The sequence below is a fragment of the Paralimibaculum aggregatum genome (assembly GCF_030270585.1).
Classification (GTDB): domain Bacteria; phylum Pseudomonadota; class Alphaproteobacteria; order Rhodobacterales; family Rhodobacteraceae; genus Thermohalobaculum; species Thermohalobaculum aggregatum.
Genome location: NZ_BSYI01000011.1, coordinates 123,577 through 141,810, shown reverse-complemented (window position 1 = coordinate 141,810; position 18,234 = coordinate 123,577). Strand labels below are relative to the sequence as shown.

The window sequence follows — 18,234 nt, the reverse complement described above, 5'->3', positions numbered from 1 at the left end:
CGTTCTAGAGTCCGTTCGACACATGGGGCGCTTGCCAGAGATCTGAGCAATACTGGCGCATCCGACATTGCTGCTCTCCACTGAGATTTGCTGATCGACGATCCGTCAGGCATCGGCCGCCGACGACGGCCGGGTTGATGCAATCCTTGTAAAATCCGGTGGTTGACAACTCGATTCGGAGTGCTGCACCGAGCGAGGCCGTCAGCGGAGCACTTTCCGAGGCGGCGCGACTCCGCCCTACTGGGCGGCGACCGGAGCCTCGCCGCCGAAATCCCGTGTCGCTTCGAGGGCCGCCTGCGCGACCATCCGCCCGAGCGGGGCCAGCCGTTCGCGCGAGATCCGGGCCGAGGGACCGGAAACCGAGATCGCCGCGACCGCGCGGCCCATCTCGTCGAACAGCGGCGCAGCGACGCAGCGCAGGCCGAGCGCATGTTCCTCGTCGTCGATCGCATAGCCGAGTTCGCGGACCTCGTCGAGGGCGCGTGCGAGCCGGTCGCGATGGGTGATGGTGAGCTCGGTGACGCTCTCCAGGCTGCCGCGGTCGAGCAGCTCGGCGCGGCGCTCGGCGCTCATATGCGCCAGCAGCGCCTTGCCGGCCCCCGAGGCATGCAGCAGCACCCGGCCGCCGACGCCGGTGATCGCCCGCATCGCATGGCGCGATTCGATCTGGCCGATGCAGACCACCTCGCCGTCGCTCTCGACGAAGAGATTGGCGGTTTCGCCGCTCATCTCCATCAGGCGCGCGAGATAGGGGCGCGTCATCGCGAGCGTATCGCGCGAGCGGGCGAAGGCGGCACCGACATAGAAGGCGGCGACGCCGATGCGCCAGAGGCCGAGCTGGCCGTCGGTGCGCACGAATCGCTCGGCCTCGAGGGTCGTGAGCAGCCGGTGCGTGGTCGAGGGCGGCAGCCTGGTCGCCTCCGCGGCCTCCGTCAGCGTCAACCCGCCGGGATGCGCGGCCAGCGTGCGCAGCAGGTTGAGCGCTCTCGTCAGGGACCGCACCTGTCCACCATTGCGCGCATTCTCCTCCATGATCTCCGCCTTTTCCTCCATCCTACGTCCCTCGGGATCTAGGTCGCTTTGCGTCAGGTCAAATCCGGAGGCAGGGTTTCCTGCGCATGCCGGGCAGTTTTCTCCGTGGCGTTAACGCGGCGTTTACCATGTCGACGCTACAACCGCCTTACCTGGCGAGGTTGGCCGTGGACGTGGATCACCCCCCCGTTCTCACACCCGTCCTTGGCCGCGCCGCGTCGGGGAATGCCCCAATACCCCGAAACGGGTATGCGCCGCCCCAGCCCGAATGGCTGGGGCGGCAACCTTTCAAAATATTGATATATATTGCATTTTCGATTTTTCAGACTTTTTCGGCTGCGGATTTTCAGACTCTTTGTTCATGATCCCCCCCGATCAAGCCATGCGCGGCGCTTGCGGGCGGCGCTCAGGCGCTGGCGCTCGGTCGCCTTGACATAGAGCCGCAGGTTGCTCGCGGTGCGGTGGCCGCTCACGGCCATGCCCTCGGCCTCGGTTACCTCTGCATCGCCCAGCTCGGTCAGGCCGCCATGGCGGCAGGCGGCCAGCGTCAGGTCATCGGCGAGGCCGGCGGCGGCCCGCGCGGCGGCCACCGCCTCGCGGGCGCGGCGGGGCTGGTAGGGCGCGGCCGGCTCGCCCGGCGCCAGCACGATGGGCGCGCCGCGGCGGGGCAGGCGGGCGAGCCATGCCTCGATCTCGGGGTAGAGGGGGCCATCCTCGTCGGCCAGCGGCAGGTCGACCATCGCCCCCGTCTTCTGGTGCTCGATCCGCACGCTGGTGCCGGGGCGGTAGTCTGTCCAGGTGATCGCGCCGCGCAGCACGTTAACCGGGCGCTGGTGCCACTCGAAACAGATCAGCGCCGCGGCACCGAGGGCGGTGTGGCCGGCGGCGGCCAGCGCCTCGGCCAGGGCATAGGCCTCGGCCCGGCTCGCCGGGCGGGTGGTGGCCCGGCTGCGGCGCAGGATGCGGATCCCTTCGAGCGGGTTGCCGGGCGGGAACCGATCGGGATGCAGCCGCTGCACGGCGCCCCATGCGCGGCGCATCATGGCCAACTCGATCTCGCCCTGGCGCGCGCGGCCCTCGGCCAGCCGCTCATAGAGCCGGTCGCAGGCCGCGGGCGTGAGGCTGGCCACCGCGAGATCGCCCACAGTTGCGGCACTGCGGGTCGGCCGGGTGAGTGGAAGCTCGGTAACGATGCGGATGTGCCGGGCAAGCTCGGCGCGCCAGGCGGGGCTGGCCTCGCGCACCGCGCGGGTCTCGAGATAGCGGGCGAGCCACCAGCGCACGGTGCCATCATCGCGCGGCAGCGGCGTGGCGCCGCGATTGGCGCGCCAGTCGGTGAGCTGGCGGTTGAGCACCTCGGCGCGGGCGATGGCGGCGGCATAGTCCCGGCCCAGCGGCTCGGCGGCGACGGGGCAGCCGGCCGCCCGGTCGCGCGAGGGCGGCTGCCAGTAATAGGCGCCGCCGCGCGCGATCATGTGGCGCGGCCAGCCCTCGGGCTTCATCAGATGATGTCCGCGGCGTCGGCCGGGGCCCTGCCCGCTGCCGCCGCCACCGCGCTTTCGAGATCCGCCCGCAGCCATCGGTCACCCATCCCGGCGATTCGCGTCGGCTCAGGATAGAGCGTGCCGACGCGCCGGCGGAACGTCTCGACCGATCGCTCGTCGACAAAGGCCGCGGCGGTTTCGGCGCGCATCCATTCCGGCCAGGCGCCGAGAGGGGTGCGAGGGGCGGTCATGCGGGTTCAGACGCCCCTATCGGGACGGCCGGTGAGCGCGAGGCGGGTGCCGGCGAGCGCCAGCGTGGTCAGCCCCTGGGCGATCATCTCGCCGCGGACCTCGCCGAACCGCATTGCGCCCTCCTTGGAGGCGTGGTGGCCGAGCAGCTGGCCCTGCCAGTTCAGCGCCCAGCGGTTCGGCGAGATCTCGGTGATGGTGATATCGGTGCCGACCAGCTCGGCGGTGCGGTGCGCCGTGTTGCGCCAGCGCCGGGGGGCGGTGCGGGGCAGGGCAATGGTGGTGTCGGTCATCTGATCCTCCGAATGAAATGCCTGGTGATGTTGCAGAGGCCAAGGGCCACGGCGGCGCCGGCGAGCGCGGGCCATGTTGCGGCGGCGGCGAGATGCTCGGACGTGATGCGCCTGTCTTCGAGCCTCGCGGCGATCCCGCTGGCAAAGCCGGCGATGCCAAGCAGGTAGAGCGCAGCGGCGACGCACCAGCCGGCCATCACTTCGGCCCCGGGCGCGAGGGGGGCAGGCCGGCGTTGCGAGGCGTGCCCCAGCGGCCGTGGCGCGCGGCGTCTTCGTCCTGCGCGATGCGGCAGGCTTCCTCGATGGCGTCGCTGAAGTTGGCGAAGGCGCTGCGCAGCGCGCCGTGGTGATAGACGCCGAAATGCCCGTTGGGGAGCTGGCACACCCTGAGCACATCGTGGCCGCCGGGTGCGGGCTTCGAGGGCTCACCGCTGCCCGGCCGGGCGGGGCCGCGGGCCTCGAGCCGCTCGAGCTCGGCGATGGAGCGGCGCAGGTGGCATTGCAACCGCTCGAGCCGCTGATAGGCCGAGCGCAGCTCGTCGGTGAGGCCGCGCACCTCGTCATGTGCCTCGGCGAGCCGGGTCTCGAGCGCGGTGAGCGAGGGGGGCAGGGTACGGTCATCCATTGCCGGGGGCTCCGGCTTCGGTGGGTCGCATCGCGAGTTCCTGTGCTATCCTCCGGCGCCGGCCGCAGCCGGGGCATTTGAGGGAGAGATTGATGGCAAGCCTGATCTGGGTCGCGCTGGCGGCCTTTGCCGTTTTTGGCATCGGCAGCCAGTGGAAGGGGCGCACGGTGGTCTGGCCGGCGCTGGTGGCGCCGGTGCTCGGCTGGCTCGGGGCAGTCGAGGTTGCAGAGCGCACCGCTCTCGACATCGTGCTGGCCGGCGGCACGGTCGAGGAAGCGATGCAGACGGCCACGGCCGGTGCTGGCGTCCTCGCCGGTGTCGCCACGATCTTCATAGGGCTGGGTCTGCTGCTGTTCGTGCCGGGCGAGCGGGTGCTGCGCGAGCGGATCGCCCGCGAGGAGCGGATTCGCTGCGAAATCCGCGCCGAGATCGAGGCAGAGGGCGCCGCACCGCCATCCGAGCTGCAGACAGAAAGCGAGCGGAAGATCACCGCTGCGCGGGCCCGGCGGGCGCAGGGCCGGTAGCGCTGAGCCGCTCCGCGGCGTTCCTCTGTAGAGTGGGGCGGGCGGTGCATGGGCTCCTCCGATTAGCTTTGTCGGAACGATATGTTTCGTATCGCATGATGTCAATATGAATCATATCGCAAGGGCGCCCTTTGCGCTGCGCTACGTGGTTTTTCGTGGCGGCCTGCTATCCTACGGCAAAGATTTGGCCGAATCGTTTGGAGCTATTGATGAAGGGTCTCTTATTGGCGCTGGCCCTGCTGGGTGCTGCAGGCGGGGCCGCTTGGTGGGCATATCAGGGCGGCATGCTCACGACGTCGCCGGAGGAGCGGCTTGCCAGGGCCTGCATGGAGCAGACGGCGAGGTACGGCGAGCCGGAGATGCTCGGCACGCGCGGACCATTTGGCGGTCCGGTGGATATTTCCGAACTCGAGGCTGAGATCGACAGGGACAACCGGGATGTTGCCGACAGCCCCGAGGCGCGTGCAGCCATTGAGGTGCTGAAGGATCTCTGGCGCGACCTTGCCCCTCTCAGCCGCTACATGGTCGAGGTGCGCTATAGCGACGCCGGAGCGGAGGTGGTGGCGATCTGCAGTCACTTCCAGCGCGAGGGGCCGCTGGAATATGACCGCGGCGACGGGGGCGACCTCTTCACGTTGCGCCGCGACGCGCACACGATGGACCGCTACCGCCGAGAGATGGGGCTCGACTGATGGGCGGTGATGCGCTCAGGCGTCGAGAACGCCCATCACTGGCCCCTTGATCCACACCGCGGCCCCGTCCACCACAAATACCTGCTCGGGGTCGCGGGAAAAGCCTGGGCCGACCACGTAGGGCGGCAGGTATCGCCCCAGTCGCGTTGTGTGCTGGCCGACATCGTCGGTAGTGGTAATCACGACGATCTGGCCATGCCGGGGCGCCGCCGTCTCGTCCACGATTAGCAGGCCACCCCTTGGCAGGCCAAAGGGCTGCCCCCTGCCGTCGGCGTCGAACACGGTGGGGTGGCGGATGTTCGGCGCTTGGCGTTTCGCTCGAGCCATGAGTTCGGCGTAATCTTGGGGCGGCCCCGGCGCGAGACTCTCCCATTCATCCGGCGGGTCGTCGAAGCCGCCCGGCGCGGGCTCTTCGCCGCCGAATAACAGCCAGCAGGGCGAGACGCGGAACGCCCTTGCGTATTCCAGTGCCATCTCGCGGCGGATGTCGTTTTGCCCGCCCTCGTGGGCGCGGAGAGTAACCGGGTTCCACCCGAAGTGTCGGGCAGCCTCTGCGGCGCTGTCGAAACCGCGGGCGGTGCGAATCTGGCGAAGGCGTTCATGGGGCTCCATTCGCAATATGAACTACATTGAGCGATACGTTTCATCTTGACCGGCTGCGATATGAAACATAGCGTATCTCGCCATGGACGACATTTTCGACAGCTGGCCATCGATGGCGGAGATGGCGCGGGACATCGGCGAGCTCGATGTTACCGTGCGTGGCTGGCGCCGTCGCGGGATGATCCCCGCCTGGGCGCATCTCAGGATCGTAGAGGCTGCGAGGGCACGCGGCCTGGACCTCACCTTCGAGGACATTGCGCGGGCCTGCGCTGCCCGCGCTCGGCATGCCGGCCCATCTGACGAGAGGGCGGCATGAGCGCCGCGCTTCGCCATGGTGGGTCTCGGGCATTGGGCAGTTCGGCCATTCGGTCCTCCTGTTCTCCACAGGCAGGAGTGGACCAGATGCCGTCGTTGAGTTCTCACCGAAAATACTTCGACCTTGCGCCGCATGTCCCGCAGGCGCTGGCGAACCGCCTCAACCGCCACCCACAGCTTGCACCGCTGCCCTCGCTCGAGGCGCGTGCGGCGGAGCTGAGACGCTGGACCGGGCGGAGCCTCTCGACCTGCAAGGCGGTGCTCAGCGGGAAGCCGGCAGCGAAGGACTTGTGGCTTGGGTTTGCGGGCCTGGTGGGCGGTTTGGCGGCCGTCTACGCCGAGTGTGCCCGCATCAGGGGACAGTGATGGGACCAGATGCACGATGGGCATTAATTCACATAGGGGACTTTCTGAGGGCCGCGCGGGCGGTTGCGGCAGGGCTGGTGGTGCTGCTCTGCCAGTCATGCGGGCGCCGGCTGGCGCCGGATACATCGGCGCGCCAGAGGGCGGGCACCGGCCTCGTGCTGCTCGGCGCCTGGGCGCGGCGGCGGGGGTGGCGAGAGACGGCACACCGGCTCGACAACCGGCTCGACGGCCTGCCATCCGGGGCGCCCGGCGATGAGTGACTGGCTCACCGGCGTGATCGTGATCTTCGTCTGGGCCTCGGTGATCGGCCTGGCGAATGAGGCCATCGAGCGGGCGGCGCACCCGCGCCCCGCCATCGAATGGGTGAGCCCGTGAGCGCGCCCGCGAGATCACGAGATGCGCACGGGGACGGCCGCCCCGTTGCGCTGGCCGGCCGGGTCACATCCCCCTCAACTGCCGCCCGGCCGGCCGACCCTGCGCCCGGCCCGCGCCGCGAGTGGAGCGATGCCGAGCTGCTCGACATGCTCGCCCGGCGCGAGGCCGGCCAGAGCAGAACCGAGATCGCCGAAGCCCATGGCGCCACGCGCAACCAGGTGATCGGCCTGCTGCACCGGATCGACCGCGATACTGACGCGTCGGAGGTGCGCGAATGAATTGGGGGTCCACCATTTCCTGCCCTGTCGCCGGTCGCGGCCAGGGTCAAAACACGCCTGCACTCGCCGCCGGTTCGGTCCCCGAGGAGAAAGTGCCGGGCCGGCAGACGCGCAACCCCGTGGTGGACGGCAAGACAGTAGCGGGAAAATGCGGGCAGCGGCGCGGGGCCTTGCGCCCCCTGGCGGGGGGCGAGACGCCCCGCCAAACCGGTTTCGCCGGCGGGCTGCGGCCCGCGGCACACGAGATCCGCCGGGGCGCCGGCGGATGTGGCGGCAGGGCCCCCACCCCTGCCGCCCGCCCTTCCCGGGCGTTTCCTCCCTTGACTGGCCGGGGCTTCGGCCCCGGCGCCTTTTCGGGGAGGGGCTGATGGCGCAGCACCGCAACGAGGCCGCCTATCCGGCGCTCTGGCGCGCGATCGACGGCCAGATCCGCGCGGCCTGCCATGCGCACCCGGATATCGAGATCCCCGACAGGCGCCGGGCGAGCATCGTCAAGCGCGTCGTCGGAGAAGTGCTCGCCCTCGCGGCGGGGCCTGCGCCGCAGGGCGCGGGCGACACGGGGCCGGGGCAAGTGACCCTCGGGCCCCCCTCGGCGGCCAACCTACAAGCCGCCGCGCCCGGCGGGGTGTTGCGACCCGCCGGGCATCCCCGGGGGAGGGGCTGATGGCGTCGCTGTCACCAGAGGCCGAGCGGGCCATTGCGGCGGCCGGCGCGCGCGCCCCGCGGCTCGAGGATATCCGCGAGCGCGGGGTCAACGTGACCATATGCCCGCCGCGCACCTTCAGCCGCGACGCGGGCGAGGGGCCCGGCGGGGCGCAGGCGCTGAAGGAGGCGGCGCGCCGCGCCTGGAACCGGCAGGAGAAATTCAAGCGCGCGGCCGAGCGCGCCGCGGCGCGAAAGCGGGCGCAGGCGCGCCAGGCCGCGGGGCCGGTGCGCGATATCGCCGCCGAGCGCGCCGCGCAGGCCGCCGCGCAGGAGGCCGCGAAGGTGGCACGCAAGCAGCGCCGGCTGGCCGCGCTCGTCGCGGAGGGGCTGACAACGGATCAGATCGCGGAGCGGCTAGGCGTGACCCGCGGCACGGTCTATCGCCAGCTCAAGGCGCACGGCCTCACGGCCCGCCCGGCGCCGCGCGGCAACAGCGGCACGGCCGCGGCTCAGCTGCGCGCCGATTTCGCCGCGGCCGTGGCCGAGGGGCTGACGGTGCCCCAGATCCGCGAGCGGTTCGGTTTGAGTGACCATGCCGTGCGCTCGCGCCTGCGCCATCACGGGCTCAAGGCCGCCCCGGTGCCGAGGCCGCCGCGGCGCGTGCGCGAAAAGGCGCCGCCGCGCCCGCATCCGCGCGACACCCGCCCCGAGGGCTGCGACATGACCTGGGCGGAGCTCGCCGAGGCCATGACGGCGCCCGAGATCGCCGAGACGCTCGGCCGCAGCCTGCGGGCGGTGCGGGCCGGGCTGCACAAGCGCGGGCTCAGCGCCCGGCCGATGCCGCGCATCGCGCGCGCCATGAGCGTGAGCGACGACGAGTGGCGCGCGTTGGCCGCGGAGATGAGCGTGCCCGAGATCTCCGAGAAGCTGGGGCTGAGCCGCACCTGCATCTGGCGGCGGCTGCACAAGCTCGGGCTGCGGGCCCGGCCGGGCAAGCGGGGCGGGCGGCGCGCGGATGCCCCGCCGCCGGCCGAGTTCCTGCCGAAGCCGAAAGCCGAGACGCCGCCGGCGGCACACTCCACCGACAAGGCCGCGGCGCGGCGCGAGGCGCGGGCGGAGAAGGCGCGCGAGGTGGTCGCCCGCGACCGGCGGCGGTTCAAGGCGACGCCGGTGCCGACCGGTCGCGCCGGCCGCGAGGCCAGCCCGGAGGCGCAGGCCGAGGGCCGCAGCATCATGGCGGCCAGGGTGCTCGACCCGGCCGACCCGGCGACGGCGGGTCTGCGCATCCTCAAGGACGGCGCGAACAATTCCAAGATCGGCGGCGATGTGCTGGTCGGCCGCCTCAAGGGCGCGCGCATCGTGACGCTCTCGCTCGAGGAGCGGGCGAGCTGCCCGCGCTCCTGCGCGCTCTGGGCGCGCTGCTACGGCAACAACGATCCGCATGCGATCCGCTGGCGCCATGGCGAGGCGCTGCTCGGCAGGCTCGGGCCCGAGCTCGACACCCTCTGTGCGGCGCATCCGGCGGTGCTGGTGCGGCTGCACTATCTCGGGGACTTCTGGTCGACCGGCTATGTCGACTGGTGGTGGCGGCAGATCTACAGCCGGCCGACGCTGCACGCCTTTGGCTTCACCGCGCATCCGCCGGAAAGCGAGATCGGCGCGGAGGTCGCGGCGATCCGAGAAGCATTCCCCGGCCGCTTCGCGATCCGCCATTCCGGCCGATCCGGGGCCTGGGGCTCGGTCACGTTCAACGCCCCCCTAGACCGGCCGCGCTACGGCGATCTCGTCGTCTGCCCGGAGCAGCGCGACGCGATGGCGGGCGATGCCCGCGCCCGGCACTGCGGCTCCTGCGCGCTCTGCTGGCAGAGCGACGCGCCGGTCGCCTTTGTGGAGCACTGAATTGAACGGGCTCGGCAGCCGGATCCTGCTGCGCCGTGCCGATGGCGGCTGGGAGGTGCACGAGGCCGGCGGGGTCTCGCTGCGCGTGGCTGTCGACGAGTTGAAGGGCGACCCGGATGTCGCCGAGATCATGTGCTGCACCGTTTTCGAGCGGTGGCAGCGCCGGGAGGACAAGGGGTGAGCGATGGCTGAAAGATCCCATGCGCATGTGATGAAGGCGCCGGCGACCGGCCCCGTCGAGATCATCTGGACCGATCTGCCGGGGCTGGGCGGGGCGATGGCGCCGCCGAAGGGCATGCTGGAGCAGGCCGCCGAGGATGCGGTGCGCGCCGAGGGCCTGCCGCCGGAGACCGGCGCGGCGGCGGTGCGGCTGGTGCGCCGGCGCAGCCAGGTGCCCGAGATGGTGCGCCTGCGTGACCGGGTGTGCCTCACGCTCCGCGCCGAGGGCTGGAGCTATCCGCGGATCGGTCGCGCGCTCGGCCGCGATCACAGCACCGTGCTGGCGGCCTGCCGGCGCGCCGAGGCGCGGGGGATCGGCGACCATGGATGACCATGCCGGACACGAGCCGCTCGACCTCGAGCCGCATGATCTGCGGGCCTATCCGCGCGCGCTGGTCGACCAGGACCTGCTGACCGGCCCGGCCTTCGCCGGGCTCTCCGACGGCGCCTTCCGCGCGCAGATGCACCTCGCGCTGGCGGCCTGGCGGCAGGTGCCGGCGGGCACGGTGCCGATGGCCCATGTCAGCCTCGCCCAGCTCGCCGGCCTCGGCCGCGACGTGGCCGCCTGGGCGGCGGTGGCGGATGAGTGCCTCGCCCATTGGCGCGAGACCGTGGATGGCCGCTGGGCGCTGCCGGCGCTGCTGCCGGCGGTGATCGAGGCGGCCGAGCGGCAGGGCACCGGCCGGGCGGCGGCGCGCGAGCGCAAGCGGATGGAGCGGGTGCGCGCGCTGATGCGCAAGATCGGCGTGCGCGCGGCGAATGCCGAGATCGACCGCCACGCGGCGCGCATCCTCGAGCATATCGAGGCGCGCGGCGGCGATGCGCTGCGCGGCGCGCGGCGGGCCGAGGAGGCGGCGTGGATCGCGCGCGAGCTCGGCCTGCTGCCGCGCGGCGGCGGCGCTCTGCTGCCCGGCCGGCAGGGCGGGCAGTTCGTGCAAGTCGCTGTTGCCGCAGGAAAAGACCTGTCCGGCGTGACAGATGCGACAGGTCACGGACAGATGCGGGACACGGCGTGACCGTCATGTGTCACGTGCGGAAAGGAAGGGAATGGAATTCCCCCTAGAAGACCCCCGGACAGATCCCCGGGGCAGGCGTTGGCAGGCTGAGAAGGTGCGGGCATGGAGACGGCAGAGGCGACGACCGAGGCAGAGACGGCGGAGACCTGCGAGCCGAAGGTGAGCCGCAGGCGGGTGCGCGAGCGGCTGCTCGATCGCCTGCGCGAGGCAGGGCTGCGCAAGCCCAAGGGCGTGCGGGCCGAGGAGCACGAGGCGATGCTCGACCGGCTGCCGGAGCGATTGGCCTACATGAGCGCGGCCAGCCTCGACGCGCTGGCCGAGGCGGTGATCGAGCGGGCCGAGGGCGCCAACCGCAACCTCTGGCCCGGCGAGGTCGCGGTGCTCAACATCGCGCGGCAGATCCAGCGCCCGCCGGTGGACCGCGACCGGCTGGTGCTGACCTACATGGCCTCGGCCGCCGGGCGCGCCGCCTGGGACCGGAGCCCGTGGGAGGCGCTGGCGCTCTCCAAATGGCTGCGCGAATACGGCGCGCCGCAGAAGGACCGGCACTGGGAGCGGATCGGCGAGGAGGCGGCCGGCATCGCCCGGCGGGTCGAGTGGCTGCGCCGGCAGAAGGCGAACGGCGATGCCGAGGCGGCGCGGGAGCTGGCCGAGTGGGATGGCCACGCGGCGCGGATGGCGAAGCTGGTCGGCCCCGAGGCCGGCTCATGAGCGGCGCCCGGCGGATCGCCCGCGGCTATGTCGACCGGGACGGCGCCGAGCCTGCGCTCGACCTCACGGCCGGACGGACCCGGCTCGCCGAGAGCCGCATGGCCTGCGACATGGTCACGGCGCTGGCCGAGCGCCGCCTGCCGGTGATGCCGGGGCGCGATGCCGGGCCTGTCAGCCTCGCGCGCGGCCCCGTGGCGCTCGATGTCGTCGAGGTCGAGGGGCGCCGGCAGACGGTGGCGCGCCGCACCGGCCGCGGCCTGCGGGCGCTCACGCCGCCGCAGCGCGACGTGGCCGCGGCCTATGCCGGGCTGGCCGAGCGGGTGGCCAGCGTCTCGCGCGATCAGGAGGGCGGCGGCGGCCGGGGCGGGAGCAGCGACGGCGGCGCCGCGACCCGCGTCGAATGGGCGGAGCTGCTGCGGGCCTGCCACCGGGCCATCGGCGCCGAGGCGGTGGCGGTCTCGGCCCGCGGGCAGGCCGACCGGGCGGCGCGCGGGGCCGTGCCGGTGCTCGAGCTGGTCGACCGCGTCTGCGTCGACGGCTGGGCGCTCTGCGACGTGCTGGCGGCGCATGGGCTGCCGCGCACCCGCACGGCCAAGGCCGCGCTCTCGGCGGCGCTCGGGGCGGCGATGGACCGCCTGGGCGCGCTGCTGTGATTTTCGGTTGACGCCGAATGACCCTGAAGTTATGAACTCAGGCACAGTCGAACAGATGCGCCCGGGGGCCGATGGCCCGCCGGGCGCTCTGCGTTCCAGCCCTGCTCGACCGGAGCCACCAGCCACGATGACCAAGCTCAAGACGGTGCCGGCGATGCTGGCGACCGCCCCCGCCGCGTTGCAGAGCCTGACGCCGGAGCGCGACCGCTCGCGCCGGCGCGACCGCTCCGAGCCGTGGCGCGCCTGGTACAAGCGCCCGCTCTGGTACAGGGCGATACGCCCGACGGTGCTGCGCGCGGCCCGCTTCACCTGCGCCTTCTGCGGCCGGCTCTTCGCCCATAGCCGCGACCTGGTCTGCGACCACGTGCTCGATCACCGCGGCGACTGGCAGGCCTTCGTCGAGGGACCGTTCCAGTGCCTCTGCGCCGCCTGCCACGACGGGCCGAAGCGCCGCGGCGACCGCATCTTCGGCGCCGCGATCTTCGACGCGACCGGCCGGCGCCTGACCCGGGGGGCGGTCCAATCCCTGGCAACCGCCCGACAGGAGACCCGACACCACACCCCGCGGGACACTTTTTTTCCATGAGCAGGGATTTCGACCTCTTCGGCAACCCGCTGCCGGCCAACCGGGGCAGGCCGGGCCGCAACGAGCACGTGCCGAGCGCGGAAAATGTCAACAAGGTCAGGCTGTTGGTCGCCATCGGCTGGACTGCGGCGCAGGTCGCGGAGGAGCTGGGGATCAGCGCGCCGACGCTGCGCAAGCATTATTTTCGCGACCTCAGGAAGGCGCGCGAGATCTACATCGCCCAGGTCCGGGGCGAGATGGCGCTGCGCCTGCAGGCCGAGGCGGCGAAGGGCAATGTCGGCGCCATCAGGGAGCTGCGCAAGATGATGGACCTGGCCGAGATCGACCGCCTGCCGAAGACGCCGGCCAAGCCGGCGGAGCCGCTCGGCAAGAAGGAACGCCTGCGCCGGGCCGCGCATACCCCGAAGGGCTCCTGGGCCGAGCGGCTCGGTGAGCCGGGCGAGCAGGGCGAGCTGCACTGATGCCGCTCGATACCGGCTGGGATCTGAGCTGCCCCGACTGGTGGGAGCGGCTGCAGGCCGGGCGCAGCCCGATCCCCGACCTGCCGATCGACCGCAAGGCCGCCGCGCGCGCGCTCGATGTCTTCGGCGGGCTGCGCCTGCCGGACGTGCCGCCCTATCCGACGCTCGACGAGGCCTGCGCGCCATGGGTGCGCGACATCGTCGCCGCCGCCTTCGGCTCGGTCGATCGCAAGAGCGGGCTGCGCCATGTCGGCGAGCTCTTCGTGCTGGTGCCGAAGAAGAACGGCAAGAGCACCATCGCCGCCGCCATGGCGCTGACCTTCATGCTGCTCAACAAGCGGCGCAACGCCCGCCTGCTGATCATCGGCCCGCGCCAGAAGATCGCCCAGACCGCCTTCGACCAGGCCAAGGGCATGATCGAGGCCGACCCCGAGGGCTTCCTGCAGGAGCGCTTCGACGTGCGCGCCTATCGCAAGGAGATCGCCTGCCGGGTGACCGGCGCGGTGCTCGAGATCCGCACCTTCGACACCGATGTGCTGACCGGCGGCATCCCGGTCTTCTGCCTGCTCGACGAGATCCACGAGCTCGGCGAGCGCCACGACGCGGCGGATGTGCTGGCCGAGGTGCGCGGCGGCATGATCACCTTCCCGCAGTCGCTCTTCGTGATGATCACGACGCAGAGCAAGCGCCCGCCCGAGGGCATCTTCAAGGCCGAGCTGGCCCGCGCCCGCCGGATCCGCGACCGGGAGTGGACCGAGGCGACCCGGATGCTGCCGGTGATCTACGAGTTCCCGGCCGAGATGCAGCTCGACGAGACCCGGCCATGGGCCGACCCGGAGAACTGGCACCTGGTCAACCCCTCGATGGGGCGCTCCTTCGATCTCGCGCGGCTCAGGACCGAGTTCGCCCGTGCGCGCGAGGACGGCCCCGCCGAGATCTCGACCTGGGGCAGCAAGCATCTCAATGTCGAGATCGGCATCGCGCTGCATGCCGACCGCTGGGTGGGCGCCGATTTCTGGGAGGGCGCGGCCCGGCCCGGGCTCGACCTCGAGGCGATCCTCGCGAGCTCGGATGTCTGCACCGTCGGGATCGACGGCGGCGGGCTCGACGACCTGCTCGGGCTCGCGGTGCTGGGCCGCCATGCCGAGACGCGGGCCTGGCAGCTCTGGGCCCATGCCTGGGCGAAGCCGATCGTGCTCGAGCGGCGCAAGGAGATCGCGCCGAAGCTGCGCGACCTCGAGCGCGCGGGCGACGTGACGATCTGCAAGACCCCGACGCAGGACAAGGAAGAGCTGGTCGAGATCGTCAGGCAGGTGCAGGAGGCGCGCCGCCTGCCGCGGCAGCAGGGCATCGGGCTCGACACCGCGGAGGCGCCGACCTTCGTGCAGGCGCTCGGCGCCGCCGGCTTCGCGCAGCCGCAGCTCTGCGGCGTGCGCCAGGGCGGCTGGCTCAACGGCGCGATCAAGGCGGCCGAGCGGGGCCTGGCCGATGGCAGCATGGTGCATGGCGGTCAGGGCCTGATGGCCTGGTGCGTGGGCAACGCGAAGGCCGAGCTCTCGGGCAACGCCACGAAGATCACCAAGGCCGGAACCGGCAAGGCGAAGATCGACCCGCTGATCGCCGCCTTCAACGCGGTGGAGCTGATGGCACGCAACCCCGAGGCGGAGACCGACGTTGCCGAGATGCTGAAGACGCGGGGCCTGCTGTGAGCTGGCTCGGGCGGCAGCTGCGCAGCGTGGTGAACGCGCTGCATCCGGGCGACCCGGCGCTGGCGCGGATCTTCGGCCCGCCGGCCGGCGAGGCCGGGGTGGAGGTGACCGAGGACACGGTGCTCGGCCTGCCGGGTGCCTTCGCCGCGATCAACGTGATCGCCGAGAGCCTGGCCGCCGCGCCGCTGCACGTGATGCGCAAGCGGCCCGACGGCTCGCGCGAGGTTGTGGAGGATCACCCGCTCGCCGGCGTGATCTGCTCGGAGCGCGGCCAGCCCTGCGACTGGATGACCAGCCTCGAGCTGCGCGAGCTCGCGGTGCGCGATGCCTGCCTTCATGGCGAGGCGGTCTTCGAGAAGCGGGTGAACGGCGCCGGGCGGGTGGTGGAGCTGCGTCCCTTCGAGAGCCCCTTCGTCAGCGCCGAGAAGCGGCCCGGCGGCGAGATGATCTACCGCGCCGGGGGCCGCGTCTTCTTCGAGGACGAGGTGCTGCGCCTGCCCTACAAGCTGCGCCGCGACGGCCGGGCGATCGCGCCGATCATGATCCACGACGTGGCCTTCGGCACCGCCATCGCGGCCCGGCGCTACCAGGCGCGGCTGATGGCCAACGATGCGAGCCCGCGCGGCGTGCTGCAGACCGATGCGATCCTCGACCAGGAGGGCGCGCGCCGGATCCGCGAGGACTGGGAGCGGATGCACCGCGGGCCGATGAATGCCGGCCGGGTCGGCGTGCTCGATGCCGGGCTCAAATACACGCAGTTCGGCATGTCGAACGTGGATGCGCAGTTTGCCGAGCTGATGCAGCTCACCCTCGGCGATCTCGCGCGGATCTTCCGGGTGCCGCCGCACAAGATCGGCGATCTCAGCCGGGCGACCTTCTCGAACATCGAGCACCAGTCGATCGAGTTCGTGCGCGAGACCCTGCTGCCCTGGGCGACGCGGCACGAGGCGCGCTTCAACCGCTCGCTGCTCTCGGAGGCCGGGCGCCGGGAGTTCGTGATCGCCTATGACCTCAAGGGGATGATGCGCGGCGATGCGAAGGCGCGGGCCGAGTACTACCGGAACATGTTCTACATGTCGGCGATGACCCCCAACGAGATCCGCGGCCTCGAGGGGCTGGCCCGCGTCGAGGGCGGCGACCAGCTCTATGTGCAGGGCGCCACGGTGCCGATCGACCTCGCGCGGGTCTTCGCCGGCGACGTGCCGGACGGGGCGGGCGCGGCGGATGGGGCTGATGCCTAGAAAGCCGCTCCTCTGCCTGGACTTCGATGGCGTGCTGCATCTGCACGACGGGGTGTGGCGGGGCGCTGCGGTCATCTCAGGCCCCGCCGTCGAGGGCGCGATGGAGTTTCTCGCATCCGCGGCAGACCGCTTTGACATCGCGGTGCATTCGGCGCGGTCCGGCGATGCTGACGGCGTGGCCGCGATGAGAGAGTGGCTGGCGGGCGCACTCGCTGAAAGCCTTGGCGGCGATGCCGAGGCTGCAAGGGTGCTCGCCCGCGTGTCGTGGCCGACGAGCAAGCCGGCCGCTCGGGTGTACCTGGATGACCGGGCCATGGCCTTCGCCGGGGTGTGGCCGTCACTGGATGACATTGAGGCGTTTGAGCCTTGGCATCTGCGCGACCCGCAAGGTGCCCGCCGATCAGGGGAGACAGCGATGAAGGCAGAGCGACGGCTGGCGCCGGCGGGCGATCTCCGCATGGCCGAGGCCGAGGACGGCGAGGCGCGCCTGGTGCGCGGCTATGCCGCCCTCTACAACTCCGCCTCCGAGGATCTCGGGGGCTTCACCGAGGTGATCGCGCCGGGCGCGTTCCGCGATGCGCTCGGCGGCGATACCCGGGCGCTGATCAACCACGACGCCAACATGGTGCTCGGGCGCACCCGCTCGGGCACGCTCCGGCTCTCGGAGGATGCCCGCGGGCTGGCCGTCGAGATCGACCTGCCGGAGACGCAGAGCGCGCGCGACCTGCGGGCCAGCATGGCGCGCGGCGATGTCAACCAGATGTCCTTCGGCTTCACGGTCGACCACGACACCTGGGACTTCCGCGACGACGGCACGACCGTGCGCACCATCCACCATGTCGGGGAGCTCTTCGACGTGAGCGTGGTGACCTTCCCCGCCTACCCGGAGACCGAGGCCGCGCTGCGCAGCCTCGAGGCGGCACGACCACCGGCACCGGCAGCCCCGGCGCCGTCCCTCACCCTTGCGCGGGCCCGTCTTCGGCTCGCCGGGATCTGACCGCGGACCCATCCGCACAGCAGCCAAGGAGGCACATATGGCTGACCCCAAGGAGCTCCGCGAGAAGCGGGCGCAGATCGTGGCGCAGGCGCGGTCGATCGTCGACCAGGCCGAGGCCGAGAAGCGGGAGATGACCGACGAGGAGCGCGGCAACTTCACGCGCGCGATGGAGGAGGCCGAGAAGGTCGGCCGCCAGATCGAGCAGGAGGAGCGGCTGCGCGAGCTCGAGCGCGAGTCGGCGCTGCGCGAGGCCGAGACCGGGGCGGAGACCCGCGGCAAGCCGCAGGGCACCCAGGCCGAGCAGCGCCAGCGCGCCTGGGAGACCTATCTGCGCACCGGGCGCATCGGCGCCGGGCTCGAGGTGCGCGACCTGCAGGCCGAGGACGGGCCGAGCGGCGGCTTCATCACCGCGCCGCAGCAGTTCGTGAACACGCTGATCAAGGCGGTCGACGACGAGGTCTTCATCCGCCGGCTGGCGACCACCGAGCAGCTCGGCATGGCCGGCTCGCTCGGCGCGCCCGAGCTGGTGGCCGACCCCTCGGATGCCGAGTGGACCACCGAGCTCGGCACCGGCTCCAACGACACCGCGATGAAGTTCGGCAAGCGCGAGATCTACCCGCACCCCTTCGCGAAGCGGATCAAGATCTCGAAGGACATCCTGCGCAAGTCGACCATCGGCATCGAGGCGCTGGTGCGCCAGCGCTTCGCCTACAAGTTCGGCGTGACCGAGGAGAAGGCCTTCATCAACGGCACCGGCCAGCGCCAGCCGCTCGGCCTGATGACCGCCAGCAACGACGGTATCCCGGCGAGCCGCGATGTCGCGACCGACAACAGCCAGACGGAGATCACCGCCGACGGGCTGATCAACGCCAAGTTCTCGCTCAAGGCCCAGTACCTCTCGCGCGCGGTCTGGATCTTCCACCGCGACGCGGTGAAGCAGCTGGCCAAGCTGAAGGACGGCGAGGGCCAGTATCTCTGGCGCACCGGGCTGACCGGGAGCGATCCCGACACCCTGCTCGGCCGGCCGATCTACATGTCGGAATACATGCCGAGCACCTTCACCACCGGCAAGCGGGTGGGGCTGTTCGGCGACCTCTCGCACTACTGGATCGCCGATGCGCTCGACATGCAGATGCAGCGCCTCGACGAGCTCTATGCCGAGGCCAACCAGGTGGGCTTCATCGCCCGCCGCGAGACCGACGGTGCGCCGGTGCTCGCCGAGGCCTTCGCCCGCGTGAAGCTGGCCTGACCCGCCCCGCGC

General features: G+C 71.7%; 26 protein-coding genes. 19 read left to right on the top strand and 7 right to left on the bottom strand.

Annotation, left to right across the window (positions count from 1 at the left end):
- Window positions 1-237: 237 nt before the first annotated feature.
- From QSJ97_RS09030 to QSJ97_RS09005, 6 genes are all read right to left on the bottom strand, one after another.
- A complete protein-coding gene (locus QSJ97_RS09030; protein ID WP_285671403.1) occupies window positions 238-1,053 on the bottom strand; it encodes an IclR family transcriptional regulator domain-containing protein in 816 nt (271 codons plus the stop codon).
- Window positions 1,054-1,391: 338 nt separating this feature from the next.
- Window positions 1,392-2,534: a site-specific integrase gene (locus tag QSJ97_RS09025; RefSeq protein ID WP_285671402.1), complete on the bottom strand. Its 1,143-nt coding sequence runs from the start codon at window positions 2,532-2,534 to the stop codon at window positions 1,392-1,394.
- Complete coding sequence (locus QSJ97_RS09020) at window positions 2,534-2,725, bottom strand: hypothetical protein (RefSeq protein WP_285671400.1); 192 nt, start codon at window positions 2,723-2,725, stop codon at window positions 2,534-2,536. The genes QSJ97_RS09025 and QSJ97_RS09020 overlap by 1 nt, the downstream gene beginning before the upstream one ends.
- 48 nt (window positions 2,726-2,773) lie before the next feature.
- Window positions 2,774-3,058 (bottom strand): hypothetical protein, encoded by a 285-nt coding sequence (locus QSJ97_RS09015; protein ID WP_285671399.1) that lies wholly within the window; start codon window positions 3,056-3,058, stop codon window positions 2,774-2,776.
- Window positions 3,055-3,255, bottom strand: coding sequence for a hypothetical protein (locus QSJ97_RS09010; RefSeq protein WP_285671398.1), 201 nt, complete (start codon window positions 3,253-3,255; stop codon window positions 3,055-3,057). The genes QSJ97_RS09015 and QSJ97_RS09010 overlap by 4 nt, the downstream gene beginning before the upstream one ends.
- Complete coding sequence (locus QSJ97_RS09005) at window positions 3,255-3,683, bottom strand: hypothetical protein (RefSeq protein ID WP_285671397.1); 429 nt, start codon at window positions 3,681-3,683, stop codon at window positions 3,255-3,257. Before QSJ97_RS09005 ends, QSJ97_RS09010 begins: the two co-directional genes overlap by 1 nt.
- Window positions 3,684-3,775: 92 nt before the next feature.
- On the opposite strand from QSJ97_RS09005, the gene QSJ97_RS09000 reads away from it, so the two are divergent.
- Window positions 3,776-4,207 (top strand): hypothetical protein, encoded by a 432-nt coding sequence (locus QSJ97_RS09000; protein WP_285671396.1) that lies wholly within the window; start codon window positions 3,776-3,778, stop codon window positions 4,205-4,207.
- Window positions 4,208-4,416: 209 nt separating this feature from the next.
- Window positions 4,417-4,899, top strand: a complete 483-nt coding sequence (locus QSJ97_RS08995) for a hypothetical protein (protein ID WP_285671395.1) — start codon at window positions 4,417-4,419, stop codon at window positions 4,897-4,899.
- A gap of 15 nt (window positions 4,900-4,914) precedes the next feature.
- Here the strand turns inward: QSJ97_RS08995 and QSJ97_RS08990 are convergent, their stop codons facing one another.
- On the bottom strand, window positions 4,915-5,511 hold the full coding sequence (locus tag QSJ97_RS08990) for a helix-turn-helix domain-containing protein (RefSeq protein WP_285671394.1): 597 nt from the start codon (window positions 5,509-5,511) through the stop codon (window positions 4,915-4,917).
- Window positions 5,512-5,584: 73 nt separating this feature from the next.
- Here QSJ97_RS08990 and QSJ97_RS24980 point away from each other — a divergent pair, with 73 nt between their 5' ends.
- The 17 genes from QSJ97_RS24980 (at window position 5,585) to QSJ97_RS08910 (ending at window position 18,222) form a co-directional block, all read left to right on the top strand.
- Complete coding sequence (locus QSJ97_RS24980; RefSeq protein WP_352231065.1) at window positions 5,585-5,818, top strand: carph-isopro domain-containing protein; 234 nt, start codon at window positions 5,585-5,587, stop codon at window positions 5,816-5,818.
- A gap of 86 nt (window positions 5,819-5,904) precedes the next feature.
- A complete protein-coding gene (locus QSJ97_RS08985) occupies window positions 5,905-6,183 on the top strand; it encodes a hypothetical protein (protein ID WP_285671393.1) in 279 nt (92 codons plus the stop codon).
- 252 nt (window positions 6,184-6,435) lie between these two features.
- Entirely contained in the window at window positions 6,436-6,558 is a 123-nt protein-coding gene (locus QSJ97_RS08980; protein WP_285671392.1) for a hypothetical protein, read from the top strand.
- Complete coding sequence (locus QSJ97_RS08975) at window positions 6,555-6,836, top strand: hypothetical protein (RefSeq protein ID WP_285671391.1); 282 nt, start codon at window positions 6,555-6,557, stop codon at window positions 6,834-6,836. The genes QSJ97_RS08980 and QSJ97_RS08975 overlap by 4 nt, the downstream gene beginning before the upstream one ends.
- A gap of 367 nt (window positions 6,837-7,203) precedes the next feature.
- A complete protein-coding gene (locus tag QSJ97_RS08970; RefSeq protein ID WP_285671390.1) occupies window positions 7,204-7,500 on the top strand; it encodes a hypothetical protein in 297 nt (98 codons plus the stop codon).
- Window positions 7,500-9,380 (top strand): helix-turn-helix domain-containing protein, encoded by a 1,881-nt coding sequence (locus tag QSJ97_RS08965; RefSeq protein ID WP_285671389.1) that lies wholly within the window; start codon window positions 7,500-7,502, stop codon window positions 9,378-9,380. Before QSJ97_RS08970 ends, QSJ97_RS08965 begins: the two co-directional genes overlap by 1 nt.
- A gap of 1 nt (window position 9,381) precedes the next feature.
- Window positions 9,382-9,561 carry a hypothetical protein gene (locus tag QSJ97_RS08960; RefSeq protein WP_285671387.1) on the top strand — a complete coding sequence of 60 codons (180 nt, stop codon included), beginning with the start codon at window positions 9,382-9,384 and terminating at the stop codon, window positions 9,559-9,561.
- A gap of 3 nt (window positions 9,562-9,564) precedes the next feature.
- Window positions 9,565-9,930, top strand: a complete 366-nt coding sequence (locus QSJ97_RS08955) for a helix-turn-helix domain-containing protein (protein WP_285671386.1) — start codon at window positions 9,565-9,567, stop codon at window positions 9,928-9,930.
- Window positions 9,923-10,615, top strand: a complete 693-nt coding sequence (locus QSJ97_RS08950) for a hypothetical protein (RefSeq protein WP_285671385.1) — start codon at window positions 9,923-9,925, stop codon at window positions 10,613-10,615. Before QSJ97_RS08955 ends, QSJ97_RS08950 begins: the two co-directional genes overlap by 8 nt.
- Before the next feature lie 102 nt (window positions 10,616-10,717).
- On the top strand, window positions 10,718-11,326 hold the full coding sequence (locus tag QSJ97_RS08945) for a hypothetical protein (protein ID WP_285671383.1): 609 nt from the start codon (window positions 10,718-10,720) through the stop codon (window positions 11,324-11,326).
- Window positions 11,323-11,979 (top strand): hypothetical protein, encoded by a 657-nt coding sequence (locus QSJ97_RS08940; RefSeq protein ID WP_285671382.1) that lies wholly within the window; start codon window positions 11,323-11,325, stop codon window positions 11,977-11,979. Before QSJ97_RS08945 ends, QSJ97_RS08940 begins: the two co-directional genes overlap by 4 nt.
- A gap of 127 nt (window positions 11,980-12,106) precedes the next feature.
- Window positions 12,107-12,565 (top strand): HNH endonuclease, encoded by a 459-nt coding sequence (locus QSJ97_RS08935; RefSeq protein WP_285671381.1) that lies wholly within the window; start codon window positions 12,107-12,109, stop codon window positions 12,563-12,565.
- Window positions 12,562-13,026, top strand: a complete 465-nt coding sequence (locus tag QSJ97_RS08930; RefSeq protein WP_285671380.1) for a hypothetical protein — start codon at window positions 12,562-12,564, stop codon at window positions 13,024-13,026. Before QSJ97_RS08935 ends, QSJ97_RS08930 begins: the two co-directional genes overlap by 4 nt.
- Entirely contained in the window at window positions 13,026-14,735 is a 1,710-nt protein-coding gene (locus QSJ97_RS08925) for a terminase large subunit (protein ID WP_285671379.1), read from the top strand. The genes QSJ97_RS08930 and QSJ97_RS08925 overlap by 1 nt, the downstream gene beginning before the upstream one ends.
- On the top strand, window positions 14,732-15,976 hold the full coding sequence (locus tag QSJ97_RS08920; RefSeq protein ID WP_285671378.1) for a phage portal protein: 1,245 nt from the start codon (window positions 14,732-14,734) through the stop codon (window positions 15,974-15,976). The genes QSJ97_RS08925 and QSJ97_RS08920 overlap by 4 nt, the downstream gene beginning before the upstream one ends.
- A gap of 415 nt (window positions 15,977-16,391) precedes the next feature.
- Window positions 16,392-16,973, top strand: a complete 582-nt coding sequence (locus QSJ97_RS08915) for an HK97 family phage prohead protease (RefSeq protein ID WP_285671377.1) — start codon at window positions 16,392-16,394, stop codon at window positions 16,971-16,973.
- Between the two features lie 37 nt (window positions 16,974-17,010).
- Window positions 17,011-18,222 carry a phage major capsid protein gene (locus QSJ97_RS08910; RefSeq protein ID WP_285671376.1) on the top strand — a complete coding sequence of 404 codons (1,212 nt, stop codon included), beginning with the start codon at window positions 17,011-17,013 and terminating at the stop codon, window positions 18,220-18,222.
- Window positions 18,223-18,234: the final 12 nt, after the last annotated feature.

Coding starts and splice junctions, on each gene's coding strand:
- QSJ97_RS09030 (WP_285671403.1), bottom strand. CDS start 1,053: ATGGAGGAAAAGGCGGAGATCATGGAGGAGAATGCGCGCAATGGTGGA.
- QSJ97_RS09025 (WP_285671402.1), bottom strand. CDS start 2,534: ATGAAGCCCGAGGGCTGGCCGCGCCACATGATCGCGCGCGGCGGCGCC.
- QSJ97_RS09020 (WP_285671400.1), bottom strand. CDS start 2,725: ATGCGCGCCGAAACCGCCGCGGCCTTTGTCGACGAGCGATCGGTCGAG.
- QSJ97_RS09015 (WP_285671399.1), bottom strand. CDS start 3,058: ATGACCGACACCACCATTGCCCTGCCCCGCACCGCCCCCCGGCGCTGG.
- QSJ97_RS09010 (WP_285671398.1), bottom strand. CDS start 3,255: ATGGCCGGCTGGTGCGTCGCCGCTGCGCTCTACCTGCTTGGCATCGCC.
- QSJ97_RS09005 (WP_285671397.1), bottom strand. CDS start 3,683: ATGGATGACCGTACCCTGCCCCCCTCGCTCACCGCGCTCGAGACCCGG.
- QSJ97_RS09000 (WP_285671396.1), top strand. CDS start 3,776: ATGGCAAGCCTGATCTGGGTCGCGCTGGCGGCCTTTGCCGTTTTTGGC.
- QSJ97_RS08995 (WP_285671395.1), top strand. CDS start 4,417: ATGAAGGGTCTCTTATTGGCGCTGGCCCTGCTGGGTGCTGCAGGCGGG.
- QSJ97_RS08990 (WP_285671394.1), bottom strand. CDS start 5,511: ATGGAGCCCCATGAACGCCTTCGCCAGATTCGCACCGCCCGCGGTTTC.
- QSJ97_RS24980 (WP_352231065.1), top strand. CDS start 5,585: ATGGACGACATTTTCGACAGCTGGCCATCGATGGCGGAGATGGCGCGG.
- QSJ97_RS08985 (WP_285671393.1), top strand. CDS start 5,905: ATGCCGTCGTTGAGTTCTCACCGAAAATACTTCGACCTTGCGCCGCAT.
- QSJ97_RS08980 (WP_285671392.1), top strand. CDS start 6,436: ATGAGTGACTGGCTCACCGGCGTGATCGTGATCTTCGTCTGGGCCTCG.
- QSJ97_RS08970 (WP_285671390.1), top strand. CDS start 7,204: ATGGCGCAGCACCGCAACGAGGCCGCCTATCCGGCGCTCTGGCGCGCG.
- QSJ97_RS08965 (WP_285671389.1), top strand. CDS start 7,500: ATGGCGTCGCTGTCACCAGAGGCCGAGCGGGCCATTGCGGCGGCCGGC.
- QSJ97_RS08955 (WP_285671386.1), top strand. CDS start 9,565: ATGGCTGAAAGATCCCATGCGCATGTGATGAAGGCGCCGGCGACCGGC.
- QSJ97_RS08950 (WP_285671385.1), top strand. CDS start 9,923: ATGGATGACCATGCCGGACACGAGCCGCTCGACCTCGAGCCGCATGAT.
- QSJ97_RS08945 (WP_285671383.1), top strand. CDS start 10,718: ATGGAGACGGCAGAGGCGACGACCGAGGCAGAGACGGCGGAGACCTGC.
- QSJ97_RS08940 (WP_285671382.1), top strand. CDS start 11,323: ATGAGCGGCGCCCGGCGGATCGCCCGCGGCTATGTCGACCGGGACGGC.
- QSJ97_RS08935 (WP_285671381.1), top strand. CDS start 12,107: ATGACCAAGCTCAAGACGGTGCCGGCGATGCTGGCGACCGCCCCCGCC.
- QSJ97_RS08930 (WP_285671380.1), top strand. CDS start 12,562: ATGAGCAGGGATTTCGACCTCTTCGGCAACCCGCTGCCGGCCAACCGG.
- QSJ97_RS08925 (WP_285671379.1), top strand. CDS start 13,026: ATGCCGCTCGATACCGGCTGGGATCTGAGCTGCCCCGACTGGTGGGAG.
- QSJ97_RS08915 (WP_285671377.1), top strand. CDS start 16,392: ATGAAGGCAGAGCGACGGCTGGCGCCGGCGGGCGATCTCCGCATGGCC.
- QSJ97_RS08910 (WP_285671376.1), top strand. CDS start 17,011: ATGGCTGACCCCAAGGAGCTCCGCGAGAAGCGGGCGCAGATCGTGGCG.